The organism is Thermoleptolyngbya sp. PKUAC-SCTB121, assembly GCF_016919485.1.
Taxonomy (GTDB): domain Bacteria; phylum Cyanobacteriota; class Cyanobacteriia; order Elainellales; family Elainellaceae; genus Thermoleptolyngbya; species Thermoleptolyngbya sichuanensis.
In genome coordinates, this window is sequence record NZ_CP070366.1 from 3,032,498 (window position 1) to 3,056,112 (window position 23,615).

Here is a 23,615-nt window from a genome sequence, read left to right on the forward strand (position 1 = left end):
CTATACTCCTACTGCAACGTTCTCAAACAGCGCCCAAGCAGCGTCCTTCTCAGAAATGACGGTCACCTCCATCGGCCACTCAATGCCAAAGGCTGGGTCGTCATAGCGGAGGCCGCGCTCATAGCCAGGGGTGTAGAATTCACCAACCTGGTACACCACCTCTGCCCCATCCGTCAGGGCTTGATAGCCGTGGGCAAACATCTCTGGTATGTACAGGGCACGGCGATTTTCAGCCGTCAACTCCACGCCGATATGCTGCCTGTAGGTCGGCGAATCGGGCCGCATATCGATAATCACGTCGTAGATTGCGCCCCGCGTGCAGCGAACCAGCTTGGTTTCCGCAGCCGGGGGAATCTGATAGTGCATTCCGCGCAGAGTGCCTGCCTTGTGGTTAAACGACAGGTTGCATTGCGCCACCGTCGGCTTCAGCCCATGCGCCTCAAATTCCTTGGCACAGAAGGTGCGAGCAAACGCGCCGCGATGATCTTCGCGATAGTCCAGGTCGATGATGAACGCGCCCTTAAGTTTGGTTTCGGTAAAAATCATGACTAGCTCCAGAAGAAATCCTTGTCGATTTGCTGCGTGCGAATCAGGTATTCAAGCTGCTTCAGGCGCGTGAAGCCGCGAGCCTCAAACACCTCTTTCGTCATGTCGATCTGGCTAAACACCTTGCGAAGCTGCTCAGCACCCCGACGCGCATCCCACTCGCATTTGAAACCAGGAAGCTGGGTGTTGATCTTTTCAAACGACACGCGATAGCTGCGGTTGTCTGAGCCGTTGTCGCCAAAGCTGAGCTGGCAGCCGGGGAACGTTTCTGCCACGATCTCGGCAATCTGCTTGACCTGATAGTTATTCGCCGTGTCGCCCACGTTGAAGACCTGATTATGAACAATGTCACGCGGCGCTTCCAGCGTGCAGATGATGGACTTGGCGATGTCAAGGGCGTGGACGAGCGGACGCCAGGGCGTACCGTCGCTGGTCATTCTGATCTCTTTGGTCGTCCAAGCCAGACCCGACAGGTTGTTTAGCACGATGTCAAAGCGCATCCGGGGCGACGCACCAAACGCAGTCGCGTTTCGCATGAAGGTGGGCGAGAAGTTGTCGTCGGCCATCGGCTTGACATCACGCTCCACGAGCGTTTTGCATTCAGCGTAGGCCGTTTGGGGGTTGACCGGGGTTTCCTCCGACACGACATCCGTAGAGGCAACTCCGTATACGCTGCAAGAGGACATATACACAAAACGGCGCACCCCTGCCTGCTTGGCCAGTTCTGCCAAGCGGACAGACCCCTTGTGGTTAATGTCGTAGGTAATGTTGGGGGAAAGCTGGCCCGTGGGGTCATTGGACAGTTCCGCCATGTGAACCACGGCTTCTACGCCTTCTAGGTCTTCCAGCGTAATGTGGCGGATATCCTTGTTTAAGGTTTTCGCAGTTTTATCTGTGCCGTTATAAAGCCAGCCGACTTTATAAAAACCTGTGTCTACGCCAATCACGTCAAAGCCGCGATCCATCAACAGCGGTGCTAAAAGGCTGCCCAGATATCCTTCGGTTCCAGTGACCAATACTTTCATGCTGTGGATTCCTGTGTTGTGTGTACTGTAAACGCTGATATGCCAGATGTTCCGAGACTGGCTTGGGCTGCTCAGAAGGGACGAGAAGGTGTGAACAAAAGGGGGATTTTAGAGCTAATTTGTAAAGGAGCCTGAAAGCCTTGTTAATCAAGGATTTCCGAGAAACCGCTTTTCCTGGGCAAACATGACCTCAAAGCCACACATGCCAAGAGTTTCAGGCTTCTTAAGATTTGCTTCATAAATTAGCTCTTAGGGGGCGATCGCCCTTAGACCGCTTGCACAGGGGACGTGGCAGGCGAAAACTGTTCGGCAATCTGCTCGGTGACGGCCTTGCCAATCTCCAGCGAGGAGGTCGCCGCCGGAGACGGCGCATTGCAGACGTGGATGGAGTTTTTCCCCTTCACAATCAAGAAGTCGTCCACGAGCTTGCCATCGTTCATCAACGCTTGGGCCCGCACGCCCGCGTGGGTCGGCACCAGATCCTCAGACTGCACTTCGGGGATGAGCCGCTGCAAGCTCCGCACAAAGGCTGCCTTGCTAAATGAACGGATGATTTCCTGGATGCCCTCGTCAGCGTGCTTTGCCGCCAGCTTCCAAAAGCCGGGGTAGGTCATCACCTCAGCAAAATCCTTGAGGTCAAAATCGGTTTTCTTATAGCCCTCGCGCTTGAGACTCAGCACGGCGTTTGGGCCGGCGTGGACGCTGCCGTCGATCATGCGGGTAAAGTGAACCCCTAGAAACGGAAACGCCGGGTTGGGCACGGGATAAATCAGCCCCTTTACCAGATAGCGCTTTTCGGGCGTGAGTTCGTAATATTCTCCCCGAAAGGGCACAATCTTGGCTTCGGGATCGACCCCGCCCATCTTGGCGACGCGATCGCTGTGCAGGCCAGCACAGTTCACCAGCAGCTTCGCCTCAAACGTTCCGTTGTTGGTTTCCACTGCCTTTCCATTGGTCAGGTCAACGATGCGCTCTACCTTAGTATTCAGATATAGCTCACCGCCTTGGGCCCGCACCAGTTCTGCATACTTCTGGCAGACCTGCTTGTAGTCGGCAATGCCCGTCGAAAATACACGCACCCCAGCCAGACAATTCACATGCGGCTCAATCTCTCGCACTTCTTCAGCCGAAATTCGGGCGACCTGGATGCCGTTTTGCAGACCCCGCTGATAGAGATTTTCCAGCAGCGGTAGCTCATGCTCCTCGGTTGCCACGATTACCTTGCCGCAGACCTCGTGGGGGATGTCATGTTCGCGGCAAAACGCCACCATCGACTGGCAGCCGTCGCGGCAAAACTTTGCCTTGAAGCTGCCCGGTTTGTAATAAACGCCGGAGTGAATCACGCCGCTGTTGTTGCCCGTTTGGTGAAAGGCCCACCGGCTTTCTTTCTCAAACAGGACAATCTTGGCATCTGGGTAGCGACGACCCAGCGCCATTGCTGTGGATAAACCAACGATGCCACCGCCAATAATTGCAAAATCGTACATGAATCTCCGTCCTTAGGATTGGCTATTCGTCGCTTGAGAACCCGCCGAACAAGGTTCGACGCGGTTCGCGCGTTGCGTCAAGTCACAGCAGTGTTGGTTTAGAAACCCAACCCAAAGCACCCCTACCAGGTCTTCCAAGGGGCTTTTCCTTTTTTCCAGAGTTCGTCCAGGTAGTTCTTATCCTTGAGGGTATCCATGGGTTGCCAGAAGCCTGCGTGCTTGTAGGCAGAGAGTTGACCCATGTGCGCCAGCTTTTGTAGCGGCTCCTGTTCCCACACAGTCAAGTCGTCTTCAACGTAGTCGATGACCTCTGGCTCCAGCACGAAATAGCCGCCGTTGATCCAGGCTCCGTCGCCCACAGGCTTTTCGTGAAACTGGGTGATTTTGGTCTGCTCTTCGCCGAGGGCGATCGCCCCAAAACGACCCTGGGGCTGCACTGCTGTCAGCGTTGCCAGCGTCGATTGCTGCTTGTGAAATTCCACTAATTCGGTGATGTTGACATCACTCACGCCGTCGCCGTAGGTGAAGCAGAAGGTTTCATTCCCAATATGCTCTCGAACGCGACGTAGACGGCCCCCGGTCATCGAGTTTTCGCCCGTATCTACCAGCGTAACGCGCCAGGGTTCGGCATAGCCGGAGTGAATGTTCATCTGGTTAAATCGCATGTCAAATGTGACATCCGACATCCGCAGAAAATAATTTGCGAAGTATTCTTTGATGACGTAACCCTTATAACCGCAACAAATAATGAAGTCGTTGATGCCGTGGGCAGAGTAGATCTTCATGATGTGCCAGAGAATTGGCTGTCCGCCTACTTCCACCATCGGCTTTGGCTTGATAGATGTCTCCTCGCTCAAGCGAGTCCCCAATCCTCCAGCTAAGATGACTGCCTTCATAGGGTTACCCTGTGTAAACTCTCTAAGCCTATTTTTAAGCAGACTCCCAGGAATGCTCGTAAAATTTCGAGGATCTGAAGTGAAGATCAAGTAAAGCAGCGGGCTAACAGGACATTTACAGAGAACTTCATGTGAGATTTTTGACAAATTTACAGAGATAGGTTCATGATTTTCTTATTTTTATGAGCAGGTAACTCGTGAAATTACATAGGTTTTGAAGGCAAGCTGTACAGTCACCCGATCGAAAACCTGTCTTGAACGTCTGGGCTACGTGAATTCATGCGAAGTCATTTGAAATTAGAGCCAATCTGTAGAACCAATCTGTAGAACCAATCTATAGAGCCAATCTATGAAGCCAATCGAGCTTGACGGATCTTGCGAACTTGCCCCTTGCGTAGGCTTGCGGACTTAGAGGCTTAGAGGCTTAGAGGTTGGCGATCGCCACTGCTTCCATCTCCTCTGCCAGCGGAAAACCAAACACTCGCGCATAGAAATAGAGTTCACTGTCCAGCGCCCGTTTAATGTTCTCTGCTTTGCGGAAGCCGTGTTGTTCGCCCTGAAACAGCACGTAGGCGACGGGCAGTCCCTTTTCTTGCAGCGCGTTGACCATCATCTCCGCCTGATTGGGCGGCACGATTTTGTCTTCATCGCCCTGGAAAAAGATGAGGGGGCAGTTGAGCCGATCGATGGCATAGATGGGCGATCGCTCGATATACAAATCTCGGCGGGCAGGGTAGGGGCCAATCAGCCCGTCCAGATAGCGCGATTCAAACTTGTGGGTGTCCTTTGCCAGCGCCTCTAGATCGCTTACGCCGTAGTAGCTGGCCCCAGCTTTGAACACATCACGAAACGCCAGCGCCGCCAGCGTGGTATAGCCGCCCGCGCTGCCGCCGTCGATGCAGAGGCGATCGCCATCCACCCAGCCCTGGTCTGCCAGATACTTCGCGCCATTCACGCAATCGTCTACGTCCACAATGCCCCAGTTGCCCTTCAGCCGTTCGCGATACTCGCGCCCGTAGCCCGTGCTGCCGCCATAGTTCACGTCCAATATGGCGATGCCCCGGCTTGTCCAGTATTGGATGCTGGGGCTGAAGGTGGCGCTGGTGGCAGCGGTGGGCCCGCCGTGAATTTTCACCAACAGCGGCGGTTTTTCCCCGGCGGGTGCGATGAAATCCTGATTTTGGGGCGGATAGAAAAAGCCGTAGGCAGTGAGGCCGTGGGTCGTGGGAAACTCGATTGCCTGCGGTACAGAAATGTAGCCAGGATCAATTTCCAGCGTGCTAGAGCGTCGCAGTTCCGTGATTTGCCCCGTAGATAGGTCGAGATGGGCGATCGCCCCCGGTGTGGTCGGCGAACCCGCGCCAAACACCACCGAGGAACCCGCCACCTGAAGGCCGCCAATGCTGGTGTAGGGGGTGGGAATCTCGGTGAGTTCCAGCGTGCGCGTGTGCAGCCGCGCCAGTTTAGAAATGCCGTCTTCGCTGTAGGTGCAAATCAGCGACTCTGCCGACTCAAAGCCGTAGGTAGACATGCCAAACACCCACAGCGGCAGCCCAAACTCGGCAGACTTGAGACAGAGCGGCTCTGGCGTGGCAGTGGCAACGTTCCAGCGGTAGAGGTTCCACCAGTTCGTGCGATCGCTCACAAAGTACAATTCTCCATTCGGCGACCAAGCGGGCTGAAAAATCGACTCCGCCTCGCCGCCAACAATCTTCTGCGGTTCTCCCAAACAACCGTCTGCATTAACCTCCGCAACCCACAGTGTCGTGCCGTCCCACGGCATATTCGGATGGTTCCACTCGATCCAGCACAGCCGCGAGCCGTCAGGACTCAGCCGGGGAAAGGCGTAGAAGTCGCTGCCCGACACCAGCACCGTTCCTGCATCTAGCCCTCCATCTGTGGATGAGAGGCTGACAGACACGATCGTATTCACAGGTTCGTGATCATTTTGGGAATAATCTTCGCGCACACAGATGAGGCGATTTCGCACGCGATCGCACACGGCATCGGCATAGCGAAATGCACATTCGGGCGTAATTGGCTGCGGCGCTTCACCCGGACTTATTTGATACAAGCGCTGATCCGCAAAGTTCGAGAAATATACAATGCCATCCTGCACGATGTACGCACCGCCGCCATACTCATGCACGCGAGTCCGAACGTTAAACGGTAGAGGAGTGAGATCCAGCGTGGAAGCATCTAGAGCATTGGAGGGCGATCGCCGCACCACCACGTTCCGCCCGCCCTCCGACGGCCGCCCCTCACTCCAGTACACATCGCCGCCATCCAGCCGCACCTCCCCCAAGCGCAAGCTTCCCGCCACAATCAAGTCTGAGGTAATAGGCGATTTCCAGGAGCCAAAGGGGGCAATCTGCGGCATGATCACGGGTTTCCTGCTAACGTCTGCGGAGCAAAGGGAGTTCTCACATTCGATGTCTGGCACAGGATGTCTGGCACAGGATGTCTGGCACAGGATGTCTGGTACAGGACTTGATGGCAGTTGCACAAGGGCTGATGGCATTCTGACATCGAGCCTACATTCAGGAAAAGCCTGGGTTCAAACCCCTAGCTTCACAAGCCCATCTAGCTGCCAATGTATCGCAGAATAGCCCGGAGTTTGCGGGTTTGCCGATATCATAGTCTTCAAAATTTAGGAAACTGACCGTGCCTGCACATCGCTAGGACTTACGCAGTTGGACAATTTCTCGCGGGCGCAGCCCGCGAGAAATTGTCCAAAATCCAGGAAGCCTATCGCAAGTGTGTAAGTCCTGATCGCATAAACTTCAGCTTTTTGGAGAAACTGCATGAAGGTTGCTGTTTTTAGTACCGAACCTTACGATCGCAAGTTTTTGGACGCTGCCAATGCCGCTGCTGGATCGCCCCACGAACTCGTTTATTTTGATGTTCGTCTGGAACCCAAAACGGCGCTTCTTGCGGCTGGATTCCCCGCAGTCTGCGTGTTTGTGAACGATGATGTCAGTGCTGACACACTCCGCGCCTTGGCAAACGGAGGAACCTGCCTCGTCGCTCTGCGCTGTACAGGATATAACAACGTCGATTTGGAAGTGGCCGCCGAGTTAGACATGAAAGTCGTGCGGGTCGTTGCCTACTCCCCCTACTCCGTAGCAGAACATGCGGCCGGGCTAATTCAAATGCTCAATCGCAAGCTATACCGAGCCTATAGCCGCGTCCGAGACGACAATTTTTCGCTTAACGGGCTACTGGGCTTCGATCTACACGGCAAAACAGTTGGCGTAGTAGGTACGGGCAAAATCGGCGTAATTTTTGCCCAGATTATGCACGGCTTCGGCTGCCACCTGCTAGGTTACGACCCCTACCCCAGTCCCAAGTTTGAGGCGCTAGAAGATGCCCGCTATGTGGATCTGCCAGATCTGCTGGCTCAGTCGGACATTATCTCGTTGCACTGCCCGCTGACCCCTGAAAATCATCACCTGATTAATGCCACCACGATCGCCCAAATGAAAGATGGTGTCATGCTGATCAACACCAGCCGAGGCAAGCTGATTGACACCAAAGCGGCGATCGCAGGCATTAAATCAGGCAAAATCGGCTACCTGGGCATCGATGTCTACGAAGAAGAGGAGGAGCTATTTTTCCGCGACCTCTCCGACACCGTGATTCAAGACGACACATTCCAGCTTTTGCAGTCCTTCCCGAACGTTGTCGTTACAGCACACCAGGCCTTCTTTACCCGCGAAGCCTTAAACGACATCACCACCACCACCATCACCAGCATCAGCGATTTTGAGCAGGGCAACCCGCTCAAGGACGAGGTGAAGCTGCCGCAGAAAGTCGCCACGCCCGCCTGATTCCCTGAATAGCTCCCCTGAATAAAATAATTTGTGGAATTGGCATAAGACTTACGCAGATGGACGGTCAACTGGGGGGCATCCCAGTTCTGCAAGTTCGCCCTCATCCCCCAACCGCTTCTCCCAAAACGGGAGAAGGGGAGCCGGATTCAAAGTCCCTCTCCCGCTCTGGGAGAGCGATTTAGGGTGAGGGTTACAAAAGTGGGATATACTCGTCAACTGAAGCCTTTGGTCAGGCTTTGGGCTGTTTCGTAGACCACGGTTCCCCAAAGGCCGTATAGGGAATTCGGGTTACCTAAGCGATTCGGAGGCAATCACTGCAAAAATCCACTGCAAAAATCCACTGCAAAAATCACTGCAAAAATCAAATCACTAAAAAAAGCTGCTGTGAAACCACAGCAGCTTTTTTAGTAAGAACTGAAGCAGAGCTATCTAAACACGCTAAACACGCTTCACAGACTGCCCTATAGCTGAGGCACGTAGGACTCCTTCTCCGGCACGTCTACATACTCAGCCACGATGCGGCGGAACTCGTCTCCGTCAATCGTTTCCTTTTCAATCAGCAAATCGACCAAGCGATCGATCACCACGCGATTGTCTCGAACGATACGGCAAGTTTCCTCGTAGCAATGTTCCACGATAGAGCGAACCTGGGCATCAATCCGAGCCGCGATCTCTTCGGAGTATTCTGAGCGGGTCATCCAGTCGCGCCCCAGGAAGACCTCACCCTGCTGGCTCTCCAGAGACACCGGGCCCAGATCCGACATACCAAAGCGCGTCACCATTTGCCGCGCCATGCCTGTCACCTGTTGCAAGTCATTGCCTGCGCCTGTGGTGACTTCGGCATCGCCAAAAATGACCTGTTCCGCAGCGCGTCCGCCTAGGGCACCCATGATGCGGGCCAGGATTTGCGAACGAGAGATGAGCGCCTGGTCTTCGCTGGGCGTAAACCAGGTCAAGCCCTGAGCCTGTCCGCGAGGGATCAGCGTCACTTTCTGCACCGGGTCGTGATCCTTGACCAGCGTGCCAACGATGGCATGGCCAATTTCGTGGTAGGCAATCAGGCGCTTGCTCTTGCTATCGACCAACGGAGTTCCCTCCATACCAGCCACCACGCGATCGACGGCATCGTCGATTTCCAGCATGGTGATTTCATCCTTGCGGCGGCGGGCAGTGAGGATGGCGGCTTCGTTCAGCAGGTTTGCCAGGTCGGCCCCAGAGAACCCTGGCGTGCGGCGGGCGATCGCCTCCAGAGACACTTCCTTCGCCAGCTTCTTGTTGCGGGCGTGGACTTGCAGCACCTCTAGGCGACCTTTGATATCCGGCGGCGACACCTCCACCTGTCGGTCAAAGCGGCCAGGTCGCAGCAGCGCAGAATCCAGCACGTCAGGACGGTTTGTGGCGGCGATGATGATGATGCCCGTGTTGCCCTCAAAGCCATCCATCTCAGTGAGCAACTGGTTCAGGGTTTGCTCCCGCTCGTCGTTGCCGCCGCCGATGCCCGCGCCGCGCTGCCGACCCACTGCGTCGATCTCGTCGATAAAGATGATGCAGGGCGCGTTTTCCTTGGCTTTTTTGAACAGGTCGCGGACGCGGGATGCACCCACCCCCACAAACATTTCCACAAATTCTGAGCCAGAAATGCTGAAGAAGGGAACGCCTGCTTCTCCGGCGATCGCCTTGGCCAGCAAAGTCTTCCCGGTTCCCGGCGGCCCCACCAGCAGCACGCCCTTGGGAATCTTCGCCCCCACAGCGGTAAAGCGTTCCGGCTTTTTCAGGAAGGTCACCACTTCTTGCAGTTCTTCCTTGGCCTCTTCGATGCCCGCTACGTCGTCGAACATCACGCCCGTTTTGGCTTCCATCATGAAGCGGGCACGAGACTTGCCGAAGTTCATCGCCTGCCCCGGCCCACCGGGCACGTTGCTAGAGCGACGGAACAGCAGGAACAGCCCACCAATCAGCAGAATGGGGAACAGCAAATTGCCGAGCAGTCCCCAAATCGCCGCATCGTTGCGGGGCGGATGCACATCAAAACTGATGTGGTCAGTTCTCAACCTAGAGACCAACTCTGGCGCATTGCCTGGCAGATCAACCCGCAGTCGCTGAATCCGATTATCCAACTCTGGATCAACGGCTTCTACAATAGCCGTACGACCGCCCTCATACAAATCCACGCTGGTCACACGGCCCGCATCCAGGTATTCCAGAAAGCGGCCGTAGGTCATGCGGGTGCTGGCGGTGTTTCGCCCCATGTCCATCGGGGAGGTGGTAAATGCACCCTGCCAAAAGAAAAAGCCGACCACCAGGGCTGGCAATGTCCAAAGGAGGATGACTCTCCAGGAAAGTTTCATAACGCCAGGTGCCTCTAAAAACTGCAACTAAAGACTTGGACTAAAGGCTCGAACTTAAAGACTCAAGAGCTTAAGACTCGAAGCTGCGAAGACTCGAAGACTCAGAAAAGGACTGACAGCGTTGAACGACCGGGCAGAGAATGAGCCTGCGTCAGACAACTTTCGACAACTTTACGTTAAACCAATTCATTCAGCCAATGCTTATAGCTAGAACTTGTAAGAACAAGTCAACACCCGTCAACCACTATCAGGAAATTAGGGTTCACCCAATGCAAACGTCCAGTATGTCTAGACAGAGAAGACAACCAGAGTGCTTCAGGGAACTTCTATTTCTGAGAACGAATCTTAACTAAATTTAACTTAATTTCTGAAGTTCGGACAACTTATAGTTGCAGAGCCAGTTACAGTGCTAGTTGCAGAGCCAGTTACAGTGCTAGCTACAGATCTAGTCACAGTGCTAGCTACAGGCCCTCGCCCTGTCGGGTTGCGTGTGGTTGGCTGAGGTCAGGGTTTCACCCTGGGCTAGCTCGATGGTCGCAGGTGCCGCCAGTGAAAAATTGCGCCGAGCAAAGCGGCTAAGCCCATCAGCACGCCGGGTTCAGGAGTGGATTGGGGCGATCGCCCGTGCAGCACAAAATTGAGGTCGGGCGAAGAACCGTCCCAGCGATGGTTCACTGCCTTAAACGTCGTGAGGTTGGTGGCGGGGTTGTAGGAAAAATTGTCCAGGATAGTATAGCCAGATCCGATGCCCCGAAACTCTAGCTGGCCGGGGTTGCTGCCCTGGGTTGACCAGTTGCCCGGAAGGGCGATCGCCAGTTCATAGTCCGGCGGAATCAGCCCCGTATTGGAGCCGCCGCCTAGAAACTCCAAATCCCAAGCCTCCCCGTCGAAGGAGCGCACCAGCCAGCTTTCGCTAAAGTTTCCCCCTGGCGCGGTGGCAACGGGCGTGTCGTAGCGGATTTCAAATCCGCCCGGGCCGCCGTTCGACACGATGAAATGGGTAAACACATTGCCGCTCTGAGTGACGCTGGCGATGCTATTGCTGCCAGACGGCAAGCCGACGAAATTTTGGACGCTGGTTTTTAGCTGGGTGTCGAGCGTAATCAGGTCGCCCCGCTCGGCATCGGTGGTGTAGGTAATGCGGTAGGACGCAAGCGCATCGGCAAAGTCGGGCTGGCTAAAGCTGAGGTCATAGGCAGACTGGCGCGAGTTGAAGCTGAAGGATGTGGCGGGTGACACACCTGCGCCAAGGACAAGGGCGATCGCCCCCACAGAACCCAGCAGTACCCCTAGCACGCCAGATCGAAGGGCAGGGCTTGGAAGCGCAGATAGAAGGTTATCCGAAGCGTGGGGCGATCGCTCGTCACGCCTGAAAGACTTTGGATCAGCAGCATCTACAGCGTAAATTCTATACATAGAGGTTATGGGAGGTTGTAGAAAATTTTGTGGAGAAGTTCAACGACGCGATTCTGAAAAGAGCAAATTTTAAAAGGGAAAAGCAAAACCGCCTGGTTCAGACCTTGCAGCGAACGGACTTGAATCAGTAGATGCCCATACCCTATAACCACGCTAATATCCCGATATTGCACTAAATCTTTTGACCCAAAGACTCTAGAAAACCAAATTTAAGCATTTCTTATACCCGCTGATTTCCCCCAAGCAAGTTTTTACCCTGTCATCTGCGCTGGAGTAATGCCTAAAATAAGGTGGAACTGCCGCAAAGGGAAAAGATTCTCATGGGACTGTTTGATCGTGTAAGCCGGGTGGTGCGGGCCAACCTCAACGCCGCCGTTAGCTCTGCCGAAGACCCCGAAAAGATTCTGGATCAGGCGCTGATCGACATGCAGGAAGACCTGATCCAAATGCGTCAGGCGGTGGCTAGCGCGATCGCCAGCCAAAAGCGGATGCAGCAGCAGTATAACCAGGCGCAGACCGAAGCCAACAACTGGCAGCAGCGAGCCCAATTGGCCCTGCAAAAGGGCGACGAAAGCCTTGCCCGCGAAGCACTAAACCGCAAGAAGGTGCAGCTTGACACCTCTGCTGCGCTGAAGACCCAGCTTGACCAGCAGAGCGCTACAGTGGACACCCTCAAGCGCAACCTGATTGCCCTAGAAGGCAAGATTGCCGAAGCCAAAACCAAGAAAGACATGCTCAAGGCCCGCGCCAGCGCCGCCAAGGCCAACGAGCAACTGCAAAACACCGTCGGCAAGTTGGGCACCAGCACGGCAATGGGCGCATTTGAGCGCATGGAAGAGAAGGTGCTGCAAATGGAAGCCCGCTCTCAGGCTGCGGCCGAGCTAGCAGGAACCGACCTGGAAATGCAATTTGCCCAGCTAGAGTCGAGTACGGATGTGGATGCTGAACTGGAAGCTATGAAGGCACAGCTAATCGGCGGCGCGTCGCCCGCTCAGAGCCAACTGCCCGCCTCTGCCCCCAGCACTACCACAACCGATGCTTCGGTAGATGCCGAGCTAGAGCAACTGAAGACCCAGCTCGACCAGCTCTAACCGACTGGGTTCAGCGCTTTCGATTAGCACTTTCAATATAAGGTGGACAAACTTCAAAGCGAGATGATGCAGGAGGATTCTTCGGGCGCATCTCGCTTTTTAGCAGCAACTTCGGCTGGGTTTTGCGAGTTTCGCGATGCTGCCAAGGTTCTCCCCGGCGTGTGGCACGATGGATAGGTGCCCTTTGTGCGGCATCAACCCAAGCACTTTAGCAAGCTGATTAAACGTTTTATGAGTAGCAGCGTGGTGGTCATTTCTGACTCCGAGTTTGAAACGACCGTTCTGCAAACCGACCAGCCCGTGCTGGTGTATTTTTGGGCCCCGTGGTGTGGGCCGTGTCGCCTGATGTCGCCGATGATGGAGTCTGTTGCCAGTCAGTATGGCGATCGCCTCAAAATTGTCAAAATGGAAGTCGATGCCAACCCTGAAGCAGTCGCCCGCTACAAGGTAGAAGGCGTGCCTGCCCTGATTCTGTTCCGAGAAGGACAGCCCGTGGAGGCGATCGAGGGTGTGGTCAACAAGCAGCGGATTGAGGGCTTTTTGGACGCGCACCTGCCCCAGCCCGCATAGCGCTAAGCCTACGGGGTTCTATAGCAGCCAATCCCGCTCCGCTAATGTCCCTCCCAGCGCTTGAGCGGCACACAGTCGATATCGAACTGATCCAGCGCTCGCGCTACGACAAAATCCACCAGATCTTCCACCGTCTGCGGGTGGTGATACCAGGCCGGAATCGCTGGCACAATCCGCGCTCCGGCTTCCGCCAGCGTCGTCAAATTCCGCAAATGAATCAGGCTAAAGGGCGTTTCGCGGGGTACGATCACCAGCTTGCGCCCCTCTTTTAGCTGCACGTCTGCGGCCCGCTCCAGCAGGTCAGAACTGAGGCCCGCCGCCAGCTTGCCCACGGTACTCATGCTGCACGGCATCACCAGCATCCCCGCTGTGCGAAAGGAGCCGCTGGCAATATTAGCCCCCACATCGCCCCAGGGATGACAGCGCAATTTTCCCCCCTGTGCCACGCCCGCCTGCTGCCGCCAAAACTCCTCCTGCTGGGCAGGCTCCGCAGGCATCCGAATGCCCAGTTCTGCCTGCCACACCATGTAGGTTGATTTGGACGCGACCAGTTCGACGGCATAGTCCGCCCGCAGCAAAAACTTCAGCGATCGCACGGCATAGATCAGCCCGGACGCGCCCGTAACACCGAGGATAAGGGGGAGGGAAGGAGTTTGAGACTGCAAGAGACTGGGGGAGATGAGGAAAAACAGAGCTGATCAACCATTCTCTTCCTATTATCACCCTTGGGCTTCGGGACGCAGTGGGCTTCGGGGCGCAGAAAGATGCGATCGCCCCCGCACGCCCCCTTCCGTGCCCCAGTCAACCTCCCAGAATCAAAAATCAGTCCATTTCAAGGCGCAGAGTTGTACCCTTGGGAAAAGACAAGGATCATAGAGAGCGATCGCCCCCCGCAATTCCCCCTTCCCTCTTCGTTCTTCGTTCTTCCCCCTTCCCTCTTCATTCTTCCCCCTTCCCTCTTCCCCCCGTGTCCTCCCCCTCCCCACCCCCTTCCCGCTCTCGCCGCATTCCCAGCCAGCGCTGGCACATTGCGGATGCCGATCCGGAGCGGGCGGCGCGGCTGGCAGCAGCGGCCGATCTCAGCCCTGTGCTGGGGCAGGTCTTGCTAAATCGAGATATCGACACGCCCGACCAGGCGCGAGTATTTCTCAATCCTGAGTTGATGCAGCTAGCCTCCCCGATGGATGAGTTTCCTGACCTGGCAGAGGCGGTGAGCATTTTGCAAACGGCGATCGCCCGACAGCAGCGAATCGCCATCTGCGGCGACTACGATGCCGACGGCATGACCAGCACGGCGCTGTTGCTGCGGGCGCTGCGATCGCTCGGTGGGCATGTCCAGTCAGAAATTCCCAGCCGTATGACAGAGGGCTACGGCATCAACCACCGCATCGTGGAAGACTTTCACGCCCAAGGTGTGCGGGTGATCTTGACCGTAGACAACGGCATCGCGGCGGCGGGGCCCATCGGCTTTGCCCGCGATCTGGGGATGCACGTCATCGTCACCGACCACCACGACATTCCACCCGAACTGCCCCCCGCCCACGCCATCCTAAATCCCAAATTAATTGCCGAAAGCTCGCCCTATCGAGGGCTGGCAGGCGTGGGCGTAGCCTACATTCTGGCCATTTCGCTGGCGCAAGCACTGGGGCAAACCCAGGATCTTACCGGGCCGCTGCTAGAGCTATTCACCCTGGGCACGATCGCCGACCTAGCTCCCCTGACGGGGGTAAATCGGCGCTGGCTGCAACGGGGACTGCGGCGGCTGCCCAAGTCGCAACTGGCAGGCGTACAGGCTTTGATCCAGGTGGCGGGCGTGAATCCAGAGCAGGACGCGCTGAAGCCGGAAGCCATTGGGTTTCGTCTGGGGCCGCGGATCAACGCCGTGGGGCGCATTGCCGACCCAAATATAGTGATTGACCTGCTAACGACGGACGATCCGGGCGTGGCGCTAGAGCGGGCAATGCAGTGCGAAGAGGTAAACCAACTGCGGCAGCGGTTGTGCGAATTGATCGAACAGGAGGCGATCGCCCTTGCCGAAACCTACGCGCCCAATCTGCAAAACGACCGCGTGCTGCTGCTGGTGAAGGACGGCTGGCACCACGGCGTGATTGGCATCGTCGCATCGCGGCTGGTGGAGCGCTACGGCGTGCCCGTGTTCATCGGCACGTACGAAGAAGGTGACCCGACGCGGGTTCGCGGCTCAGCGCGGGGCATTCCCGAATTTAACGTGTTCGATGCGCTGCAATGCTGCGCCGATATCCTCGACAAGTTTGGCGGACACCGAGCGGCGGGCGGCTTTTCCCTGGCCACAGAGAACCTGGAAGAAATGCGATCGCGCCTGCGAATCTTCGCCAACATGCACCTGCAACCCCAGCACCTGCGCCCGCTGATCGAAGTCGATGCCCAGGCAAACCTGCACGACCTCACCCTCGACCTGTATCAGCAAATCGACCAACTCCACCCCTGCGGCATTGGCAACCCCGACCCCGTCTTCTGGACTCCCAATGTCCGTATTGTGGAACAGCAGGTGATTGGCAAAGACCGCTCTCATCTGCGGGTCGTCGTGGCTCAGGACGACGATGAGTACGGCATAAAGGCGATCGCCTGGCGCTGGGGTGAATATTGCCCCCTGCCCAGCCCCATCGACATCGCCTATCGCCTCCGCCTCAACGAGTGGAACGGTCAGATGAACGTGGAACTCGAACTCATCGGCATCCGCCTCCCCGGTGGTGTTCCTATCCCCGATCTGCCCGACCCCCCGCCCGACCCGCCCGAACCCGCCAGCGATTCATCTCCCCAAAGCTCCCCCTCCCCCGTTTCCCTACCCGGACTCCCCTTCCCCTTCAACAACCGCACCTACACCTGCCATATCACCACCGTCGAGGGTCAGCGCGAACTGCACATCTACAACCCCGACGGGCAGCTTTTGGCCACTCGCCCCAGAGAAACCTGGGGATTTTTGGGCGAGAGCCGTGCCGAGGCTCAACCTGTGGATGTCTCCCAGCCGCACTATTTCAACCTGATTCGTGCCGCCCTCAACGCGCTGGAAATCGCGGAAAAAACCGATCTGCTTAAAAAAAAAGATCGACTCCTAGCTGAAAAAGACCAGCATATCAGCGCGCTCACCCAGCAGCTTGCCCATTTGCAGCAGCAGCTAGACTGTCTCTCCGCCGAACAGCCGCAGACTCCGCGCTCCCAGACCCAGGCAGAACCGGATCACGCCGAAAATCAAACGCGCCGACCAGCCACCATCCCGCAACCGCAAGCCCAAATCAACACCATGCAGGATGCTGTCTCGGCAGAATTTGCATTGGAATCTGCGTTACCGAATCAGCAGGCGAGTTCTGCAAGCCCAACGCCCAGCGCCCCAGTCTTTCATAAACCTGCTTTCCCCAAACCTGCATTTCCCAAAAATATCAAAGCGCACCTTGGCAAGAAAGTCTGGTATTGCCTCAATCCCCAAAGCCAGCAGGACTTACAAACGGCTCAGCGGCTGATGGGCGAGTCTGGGGGAGAAACGGACGCTGCCGCAGCGGATTATGCTGCTGCGGATTATGCTGCTGCCGATTATGCTGCTGCCGATTATGCAGCCGTTGGGCGATCGCTCTGTGCGGTCGTGCTGCGGGAGGTCGTCGAGCCGTTTATCACGGCGCTGGGTGAATACTGGCTAGAGCAGACAGGCGACACGCAGCTTGGCGACCTTTCGCTCGATCCAGAGGAGTTCAAAACGCCCAACGCCCTTCATATTTTGGCGATGCTCCTTGCGCCCACTTGGCAAGCCATTCGAGAATCCGCGCTGAAGATGCCGCTGGAACCCGCCGCTGCGGATCTCTACGTCTTAGCAGGCAACCCCGACGACGAAGCCGCAGCGGATGCCCGCTATCAGGTTACGGAGTTTCTGCAAACCTGGGAGCATCCGGTGGCGGGCTGGATGCAGCGTGACTCTACTGCTGCTGCGAGTCTGCTGGCGCAGGTGGGGCAATTGAGTTTGGGGGCATTTGGGAAGGGGCGATCGCTCTATCCCTGGCAGTTGAACGGATTGCAGCAAAAGATTTTGGGAAAGTCGGCTAAATCGGGGCTATTGCAATCGATCTACGGCGGCTCGTAGCAAGGCAATCAGGCAGATGCGGGATTGGTGGGTATGCAATCACAAACTTCGTCCCTGGCCACAAACTTCGCCCTTGGTTCTGTCAGCTTATCGGTGGGTAGGCGATGGCTGCTCCGCAGGGCTTACGCCAACGCCCCCAATTGCGAAGGTTCAGTCCTTCGAGATTGGGGTCAAGCCGCACACTCCCAACAGCTTTCGGGTCAGCCGCAAAGGTTTAGTAGCGACAGACCTTGGTCAGTGTGCAACGTCCCAAAAGGTATCTGGGGGGCGATCGCCCAAAGGTACGGGTGCTGCCAGATGAAGGGCGATCGCCGAAAAACGAACCTGCACCTGTTTGATCTTACTCATTCTTATTCGTCCTCCAAAAGCAAGAGTTGTTCGTCGATTTGCTGAAGCTGTTCGCGGGCGATCGCCTCAGAAATCACCCGCTTTCGCAGGGCCTCTTGCAGGGCGCTTTTTTCCGAAAGCAGCAGATGGCGGCGGATGGCATCGAGTTTGGGGCGATCGCCCGCGTCGATTGCGCCAGAGTCCGCCCGCTGGTTGTAGCGATCGCGCAGCAATTTTTCGGCGCGGGCCACCTGGACTTGATAGCGCGATCGCAGTTCCTCATATACCGCCTTGGGCAATACGCCCGTCTTCAGCAGGCTTTCTAGCTCGTCCTGGGCAGCTTTGGCGGCGATCAGTTGCGCCTGCAATTCCTCGGTTTGGCGGCGGGTTTCCGACAGGGGCGATAGCTTTAGCTGCTTCACCAGCCACGGCAAGCTGAGGCCCTGCCCCACCAACGACAGCAGCACGGCTCCATAGACCAGCGCAATCAGATCACCGCGTTCCGCTAGGCTAGCAGGCAGGCTCAGCGCCAGCGCCATCGACAGCGAGCCTTTGATGTTGCCCAAAAACATCACATGCTGCCAGCGTAGGGGAATTGGGCGATCGAAGGGCCGCAGCAGCGCCAATAGCGGATAGACCGACAGCAGCCGCCCCACCTGATACGCGGCGATCGCCAGCAGCACGGCCGGCAAATTGCGCCACAGCGTAAATAACTCCAGCTCCAGACCAATCAGCAGAAAAATAAACGTATTAACCCCAAAAGCAGCGTAATTCCAGAAGTTATATAGCGTGATGCGGCTGGAGGCAGAAAATCGCCGCGATAGCCCCGCATTTCCCACGATTAATCCAGACACCACCACCGCAACCACGCCCGACACCCGCAGCAACTCCCCAAGCTGATACGCCCCCAGCGCCAGCGCCACCGTCAGCAAAATGCCGCTGAGGGGATCATCCGACTGAGTAAAAAAGCCTGCACAGAGATAGCCCAACACCAGCCCCAGCAGCGCCCCGCCCGCAATCACCACCACAAATCGCTGCACGCCTTCCGTCAGCGTCACCGAACCCGTCAGATGCGCCTGCAAAATCAGCCCAAACAGCACCAGGGCAATGCCGTCGTTAAACAAGCTCTCGCCTTCCACAATGGTCGAAAGGCGACCCGGCACAGCAACTTCTTTGAACACGGCAATGACCGACACCGTATCAGTAATCGCCAAGATCACCCCCGCCAGCAGCGCCGGAATCCACCCCAGACCCAGCCCAAACTTCAGCACCAGCGCAGTGATACCTGAAGCCAGCACCACACCTGGCCCCGCCAGCAGCAGAATTGGCCTCAGAGTGCTGCGGAGGCGGCTAATGTCAGTGTTGATGGCAGATTCAAACAGCAGAATGGGCAAAAACAGGTTCAGGATCAGCGAGGTGTTGAGGCCAACTCGCCGGGGCAACAGTTCGGCGATCGCCAGCCCCGCAATCACCAGCCCCGTCACGTAGGGCAGCCGAAACCGCCGCGACAGCAGCGCCACCGCCGTCGCCACCAGCAGCAAAATAATCAGCACCGGAATCAGCTCCGGCACATCACGGGTCGCAGTGGCAGCGGTTCCAATCAACATTACAGGCTCAAAGTTCAATCGGTTTAGATCCAACAGGTTTAGCGTTGAGTAATCCTGCTGACAAGACGAAATGAGGCAGTTGCTATAGCCTAGCTGCAAGGGGTTGAGGCAGCGTTCAAGGTGACTTCAAACCGAGACTGAGAGGGCATTGGCGCAAGCCTTGCGGCACCGCATCGCCCCTTAGGAATCGGGTTGACAAAGCCCTGAAATCATACCGTTTTCTCAGCTTCACCTTAAGGAAATCCGGTAATCTGGGCAAGAATTCCAATTTGCCCCTAGCTTGAGATCTAGTTTTGCAACTGGTTTCGCAGCTAGTAAGTTGGCGCTAGTGACGCAGCAACTGAAAGCTGCCCATTGAAACCCTCCCACACCCAAGGAGATTTACCCTATGACCGTTAGAGTCGGCATCAACGGATTTGGTCGCATCGGTCGCCTAGTGCTTCGCGCAGGCATCAACAACCCCAAGTTTGAATTTGTCGGTATCAACGACCTCGTGCCCGCCGACAACCTCGCCTACCTGTTCAAATACGACTCCACCCACGGCATGTATCACGGCACGGTGGAAGCCACCAGCGACAGCATGACCCTCAATGGGCACAAGATTCCCTGCATGGCCACGCGCAACCCCGCAGAACTGCCCTGGGACAAGCTCGGCGTAGACTACGTGGTAGAATCCACTGGCTTTTTCACCGACTACGAAGGCGCATCCAACCATCTCACCGCAGGCGCAAAGCGGGTGCTGATTTCGGCTCCTACCAAAGACCCCGAAAAAGTCCCCACCTACGTCGTTGGCGTGAACCACGAAGACTTTGAGCCTTCCAAAGACGTGATTGTCTCCAACGCAAGCTGCACGACCAACTGCCTCGCCCCGATCGCCAAAGTGCTGCACCAAAACTTCGGCATCGCTGAAGGACTGATGACCACCGTTCACTCCATGACCGCCACCCAGCCTACCGTCGATGGCCCCAGCAAAAAAGACTGGCGCGGCGGCCGCGGTGCTTCGCAAAACATCATTCCTTCGTCCACAGGCGCAGCCAAAGCCGTGGCGCTGGTGCTGCCGGAGCTAAAAGGCAAGCTGACGGGCATGGCTTTCCGCGTCGGCACGCCCGATGTGTCGGTAGTTGACCTCACCTTCAAGACCGAAAAAGCCACCACCTACGAGGAAATCTGCGCCGCCATGAAGGCCGCTTCCGAAGGGCCGATGCAGGGCATTCTGGGCTATACCGAAGAAGAAGTGGTGTCGATGGACTTCCGCACCGACCCACGCTCCAGCATCTTCGATGCCAAGGCCGGCATCGCGCTCAATTCCAACTTCTTCAAAGTCGTGTCTTGGTATGACAACGAGTGGGGCTATTCCAACCGCGTCCTTGACCTGCTCTTGCAAATGGGCGAAGAGGATGGGTTGATCTAAGAGGGTGTTTGAAAAGGTATCGCCTGTAATGTCAAGCACTCAGAGATCCCCCCTTGGCCCACCTTAAAAAGGGGGGAAACCGCCTTAAAGTCCCCCTTTTTAAGGGGGATCTAGGGGGATCTTGAGGGGGGAAACCGCCTTAAAGTCCCCCTTTTTAAGGGGGATTTAGGGGGATCTTGCACGCTTTGCTCCAAATAGTAGGACTTTTCAAACATCCTCTAAGACCCAGTGTGCAGCTTTACTGCCGCCTTGTCCTAATATCAACCCTGTTGAGATGAGGTTTAGATTTTTTGTAGAAGCTCTGCTATGTGGGGCTTCTACAAAAATTATTGAGGAATTATTGAAGATACTAAGTACTCTGTAAATTAAGTATCTGACAGTTTTACTCCTGACTGCCTGACACAAGTGGTTGAAAGAGTTGAGACCTCGTCAACAGAGGGAAAAGGTGAGCTGACATGAGACGCTGAAATTTGCGTCATCTCAGGGTCTGTATCATGCCAGCCACCACCTGCCTCTATGATCAAGTGCTGTCGTTATTGCGTCAATCCAGTAATGCCCGCGACCTGCGCCACCTCAAAGCGCTGGCGTGGATGGTGACGGCCCTGGTGTGCAGCGGTCGGTTGAGCCTGCCGCAGTGGGAAGCCTATGTGCCCAGTCGGGCCCGTCAGGCGCAAAGCACCGAACGCCGGTGGCAGCGCTTCCTAGGCAATCGCCGGGTGCGGGTCAAAAGTCTGTACGTGCCGCTGGTGCTAGCCGCCATCCATCGCTGGCAAGGTCGGCGGCTTTACCTGGCGCTCGATACGACGGTGTTGTGGAATCGCTACTGCAGGATTCACCTGACGGTTACCTGTTGCGGACGAGCGGTGCCGCTGCTGTGGCGGGTTTTGGAGCATCCCAGTGCCACCGTCAGCACGAAGCGATACCTCCCCATGCTGCGGTTAGCCCATCGGCTGTTGCAGTCGTACCCCGATGTGATGGTGTTAGCCGACCGCGGGTTTGCTAACCATGACCTGCTGGAGTGGCTAAGCCAAAGTCGCTGGCACTATTGTTTACGCTTGCCCAGTGACGTAGTGGTGCAGGGTCCGCGCCGTCATCCTGTTAAGGTAGGCTATCTGTGGCCTCCCAAAGGTGAAGCTCGACTCTATGAAGGGGTGGGAATCTGGAGCGAGGGGCGCTGGCGCTGCAATTTGGTGCTGGCTCATGTCAAAGGCGTCGAGGAACCCTGGGCGGTCATCACTGATGAGTCTCCCTCCCTCAATACCCTGTGGCAATATGCTCTCCGCTTTCGAGTCGAGGAGCTTTTCCTCGATTCTAAATCTGGTGTCTTTGAGTTAGAAGCTTCCGGCATCCGCTCCGCTCCGGCTCTCGAACGCCTCTATCTGGTCGCGGCGATCGCTATCCTTGATGGCACGACCCAGGGCATGGCGGTGCAACTCGATGGGCTACGCTGCCAGGTTGACCCGCACTGGAGGCGAGGGATTAGCTATCTCAACATAGGTTTGCGCTGGCTCAAGGGTGCCGTCAATAAAGGGCGAACACTGCTTCAGCCGATTGCCCTATTTACCGTTGACCCTGAACCCCTGCTTGACTGACAAAACAGGTTAAAGCTGGAACGAAAGCCATGCGGGAAGCAGAGCATGATTTAGGCTGAGAAGTAACCACACAAACCAGTCAAATCAATGTCACCGACTTCCCGTCTTTATGATGCGTTGAATGATTTTCTGCGTCAATGCGACATTCAGTGGCAGGATGCTCGCCATCTGCAAACACTGTGCTGGATGATCATTGGCATGATTGGAAGCCAAAACGTTCATCTCAATGGATTTGGGGTGTATGTGAGGAGTCGCGCTCAAATGGCTCAATCCCACCAACGCCGGTTTCGCCGCTGGTTGTCGAATCGGCGGATCAATGTCGCGTCCGCTCATCATGCGCTGATTGGGCAGGCTCTGTCCAACTGGCAGACCCAACGACTCTACTTAAGCCTCGATACAACGGTCGTATGGAATTGTTTCTGCATCGTCTGGGTCGCAGTGGTGTACCGAGGAAGAACGGTTCCGGTCGCTTGGAAAGTGGTGGCGCAATCAAGCAGCACCGTCAGGTTGTGGACGATTCAACGGGTACTGCGGCAAGCGCAACGGCTGATGCCCGAAGGTGTCGCGATTGTCCTTTTGGCAGACCGAGGGTTTGCCGATGGCAAGTTGATGAAATACCTCCGGGAGAATCTGGGTTGGCATTTCCGCATCCGCATCAAACGCTCCTTCCAATTTCAGCACCAAGGGCAGTGGCGCCAGGTATCGTCGGTTCAATTGCAACCAGGACAAGCTTACTTTACGCCTGCAGTGTCGGTGGGTAGAACAAAGCCCTACGACAATGTTTACCTTGCCTTTGCCCACGACAAACTCAGCAGCGAGAATTGGACAATTGTGAGTGATGAGCCGACGAACTTGCAGACGTTTGCCCAATATCGACTGAGATTTCAGGTGGAGGAGTCGTTTTTGGATTTGAAGTCCAACGGGTTTAATCTCGAAGCCTCCAGACTCAGAGACAAGGTTGCCCTTTCCCAGTTGTGTGGGGTAATCGCCTTGACGATGCTGTTCTTAGTTCTCCAAGGGGTGCAAGTGGTCGCATCCGGCAAGCGTCGCCAAGTCGATGCTCACTGGAAGCGCGGCATGAGTTATCTCAAGCTGGGCTGGAATTGGATTCGGCTGGCTATCACTCACCAGTGGAAGATTCACGTTTATCAGTTCCTCTCCTGTTCACCTGACCCTCAACCTGCCATCGCATCAAGGCGACAACACGATGACTCCCTAAAGCGTGAATTCACTGTCCTCAGCCGTATTCCAGCTTCTTAGTTTTGTCAGTCAAGCAGCCCTGAACCCTGTTTTGCCTCTAAAAAAGCTGAAGCCCACTATTATGACCGCATTTGGTTTTCTAGAATTCAATCCTTGTG

At 56.1% G+C, this 23,615-nt stretch carries 17 protein-coding genes; 8 read left to right on the plus strand and 9 right to left on the minus strand.

Going from position 1 to position 23,615, the window contains the following annotated elements; translation table 11 throughout:
* The 5 genes from rfbC to JTM80_RS12445 all read right to left on the minus strand — a co-directional run bounded on the left by rfbC (position 1) and on the right by JTM80_RS12445 (position 6,334).
* Positions 1 to 546 carry a dTDP-4-dehydrorhamnose 3,5-epimerase gene (gene rfbC, locus JTM80_RS12425; protein WP_068509017.1) on the minus strand — a complete coding sequence of 182 codons (546 nt, stop codon included), beginning with the start codon at positions 544 to 546 and terminating at the stop codon, positions 1 to 3.
* 2 nt (positions 547 to 548) lie between these two features.
* A complete protein-coding gene (locus JTM80_RS12430) occupies positions 549 to 1,571 on the minus strand; it encodes an NAD(P)-dependent oxidoreductase (RefSeq protein ID WP_172356174.1) in 1,023 nt (340 codons plus the stop codon).
* A 266-nt stretch (positions 1,572 to 1,837) separates the two neighbouring features.
* Complete coding sequence (lhgO, locus tag JTM80_RS12435) at positions 1,838 to 3,058, minus strand: L-2-hydroxyglutarate oxidase (protein ID WP_172356173.1); 1,221 nt, start codon at positions 3,056 to 3,058, stop codon at positions 1,838 to 1,840.
* A gap of 122 nt (positions 3,059 to 3,180) precedes the next feature.
* Complete coding sequence (gene rfbF, locus JTM80_RS12440) at positions 3,181 to 3,954, minus strand: glucose-1-phosphate cytidylyltransferase (RefSeq protein ID WP_172356171.1); 774 nt, start codon at positions 3,952 to 3,954, stop codon at positions 3,181 to 3,183.
* 424 nt (positions 3,955 to 4,378) lie between these two features.
* Positions 4,379 to 6,334, minus strand: a complete 1,956-nt coding sequence (locus JTM80_RS12445) for a S9 family peptidase (protein WP_172356169.1) — start codon at positions 6,332 to 6,334, stop codon at positions 4,379 to 4,381.
* Between the two features lie 424 nt (positions 6,335 to 6,758).
* On the opposite strand from JTM80_RS12445, the gene JTM80_RS12450 reads away from it, so the two are divergent.
* Entirely contained in the window at positions 6,759 to 7,784 is a 1,026-nt protein-coding gene (locus JTM80_RS12450) for a 2-hydroxyacid dehydrogenase (RefSeq protein WP_172356167.1), read from the plus strand.
* A gap of 464 nt (positions 7,785 to 8,248) precedes the next feature.
* Here JTM80_RS12450 and ftsH2 read toward each other — a convergent pair whose 3' ends face one another.
* Positions 8,249 to 10,135 (minus strand): ATP-dependent zinc metalloprotease FtsH2, encoded by a 1,887-nt coding sequence (gene ftsH2, locus JTM80_RS12455; protein WP_172356165.1) that lies wholly within the window; start codon positions 10,133 to 10,135, stop codon positions 8,249 to 8,251.
* A gap of 522 nt (positions 10,136 to 10,657) precedes the next feature.
* On the minus strand, positions 10,658 to 11,431 hold the full coding sequence (locus JTM80_RS12460; RefSeq protein WP_172356163.1) for a hypothetical protein: 774 nt from the start codon (positions 11,429 to 11,431) through the stop codon (positions 10,658 to 10,660).
* 440 nt (positions 11,432 to 11,871) lie between these two features.
* On the opposite strand from JTM80_RS12460, the gene JTM80_RS12465 reads away from it, so the two are divergent.
* The 3 genes from JTM80_RS12465 to trxA are packed head-to-tail and all read left to right on the plus strand — an operon-like array spanning position 11,872 to position 13,212.
* Entirely contained in the window at positions 11,872 to 12,642 is a 771-nt protein-coding gene (locus JTM80_RS12465) for a PspA/IM30 family protein (RefSeq protein WP_068516133.1), read from the plus strand.
* Positions 12,643 to 12,684: 42 nt separating this feature from the next.
* Complete coding sequence (locus JTM80_RS23055) at positions 12,685 to 12,819, plus strand: hypothetical protein (protein WP_255548758.1); 135 nt, start codon at positions 12,685 to 12,687, stop codon at positions 12,817 to 12,819.
* Between the two features lie 54 nt (positions 12,820 to 12,873).
* On the plus strand, positions 12,874 to 13,212 hold the full coding sequence (trxA, locus tag JTM80_RS12470; RefSeq protein WP_172356161.1) for a thioredoxin: 339 nt from the start codon (positions 12,874 to 12,876) through the stop codon (positions 13,210 to 13,212).
* A gap of 41 nt (positions 13,213 to 13,253) precedes the next feature.
* Here the strand turns inward: trxA and JTM80_RS12475 are convergent, their stop codons facing one another.
* Positions 13,254 to 13,877, minus strand: a complete 624-nt coding sequence (locus JTM80_RS12475; protein WP_172356159.1) for a flavin prenyltransferase UbiX — start codon at positions 13,875 to 13,877, stop codon at positions 13,254 to 13,256.
* 302 nt (positions 13,878 to 14,179) lie between these two features.
* Between JTM80_RS12475 and recJ the strand changes: the two genes are divergently transcribed.
* On the plus strand, positions 14,180 to 17,320 hold the full coding sequence (gene recJ, locus JTM80_RS12480; protein WP_205369517.1) for a single-stranded-DNA-specific exonuclease RecJ: 3,141 nt from the start codon (positions 14,180 to 14,182) through the stop codon (positions 17,318 to 17,320).
* 350 nt (positions 17,321 to 17,670) lie between these two features.
* On the opposite strand, the gene JTM80_RS12485 is transcribed toward recJ, so the two are convergent.
* Positions 17,671 to 19,254: a sodium:proton antiporter gene (locus JTM80_RS12485; protein WP_172356156.1), complete on the minus strand. Its 1,584-nt coding sequence runs from the start codon at positions 19,252 to 19,254 to the stop codon at positions 17,671 to 17,673.
* 388 nt (positions 19,255 to 19,642) lie between these two features.
* Between JTM80_RS12485 and gap the strand changes: the two genes are divergently transcribed.
* The 3 genes from gap to JTM80_RS12500 all read left to right on the plus strand — a co-directional run bounded on the left by gap (position 19,643) and on the right by JTM80_RS12500 (position 23,517).
* Positions 19,643 to 20,665: a type I glyceraldehyde-3-phosphate dehydrogenase gene (gene gap, locus JTM80_RS12490; protein ID WP_172356154.1), complete on the plus strand. Its 1,023-nt coding sequence runs from the start codon at positions 19,643 to 19,645 to the stop codon at positions 20,663 to 20,665.
* 494 nt (positions 20,666 to 21,159) lie between these two features.
* On the plus strand, positions 21,160 to 22,257 hold the full coding sequence (locus tag JTM80_RS12495) for a transposase (RefSeq protein ID WP_225906619.1): 1,098 nt from the start codon (positions 21,160 to 21,162) through the stop codon (positions 22,255 to 22,257).
* An 87-nt stretch (positions 22,258 to 22,344) separates the two neighbouring features.
* The gene (locus tag JTM80_RS12500) at positions 22,345 to 23,517 is read left to right on the plus strand and encodes a transposase (protein WP_172353422.1); all 1,173 of its coding nucleotides are present in this window, start codon (positions 22,345 to 22,347) and stop codon (positions 23,515 to 23,517) included.
* Positions 23,518 to 23,615: the final 98 nt, after the last annotated feature.

Coding starts and splice junctions, on each gene's coding strand:
- lhgO (WP_172356173.1), bottom strand. CDS start 3,058: ATGTACGATTTTGCAATTATTGGCGGTGGCATCGTTGGTTTATCCACA.
- rfbC (WP_068509017.1), bottom strand. CDS start 546: ATGATTTTTACCGAAACCAAACTTAAGGGCGCGTTCATCATCGACCTG.
- JTM80_RS12450 (WP_172356167.1), top strand. CDS start 6,759: ATGAAGGTTGCTGTTTTTAGTACCGAACCTTACGATCGCAAGTTTTTG.
- JTM80_RS12500 (WP_172353422.1), top strand. CDS start 22,345: ATGTCACCGACTTCCCGTCTTTATGATGCGTTGAATGATTTTCTGCGT.
- JTM80_RS12445 (WP_172356169.1), bottom strand. CDS start 6,334: ATGCCGCAGATTGCCCCCTTTGGCTCCTGGAAATCGCCTATTACCTCA.
- JTM80_RS12430 (WP_172356174.1), bottom strand. CDS start 1,571: ATGAAAGTATTGGTCACTGGAACCGAAGGATATCTGGGCAGCCTTTTA.
- trxA (WP_172356161.1), top strand. CDS start 12,874: ATGAGTAGCAGCGTGGTGGTCATTTCTGACTCCGAGTTTGAAACGACC.
- JTM80_RS12465 (WP_068516133.1), top strand. CDS start 11,872: ATGGGACTGTTTGATCGTGTAAGCCGGGTGGTGCGGGCCAACCTCAAC.
- rfbF (WP_172356171.1), bottom strand. CDS start 3,954: ATGAAGGCAGTCATCTTAGCTGGAGGATTGGGGACTCGCTTGAGCGAG.
- gap (WP_172356154.1), top strand. CDS start 19,643: ATGACCGTTAGAGTCGGCATCAACGGATTTGGTCGCATCGGTCGCCTA.
- ftsH2 (WP_172356165.1), bottom strand. CDS start 10,135: ATGAAACTTTCCTGGAGAGTCATCCTCCTTTGGACATTGCCAGCCCTG.
- JTM80_RS12495 (WP_225906619.1), top strand. CDS start 21,160: ATGCCAGCCACCACCTGCCTCTATGATCAAGTGCTGTCGTTATTGCGT.
- JTM80_RS12485 (WP_172356156.1), bottom strand. CDS start 19,254: ATGTTGATTGGAACCGCTGCCACTGCGACCCGTGATGTGCCGGAGCTG.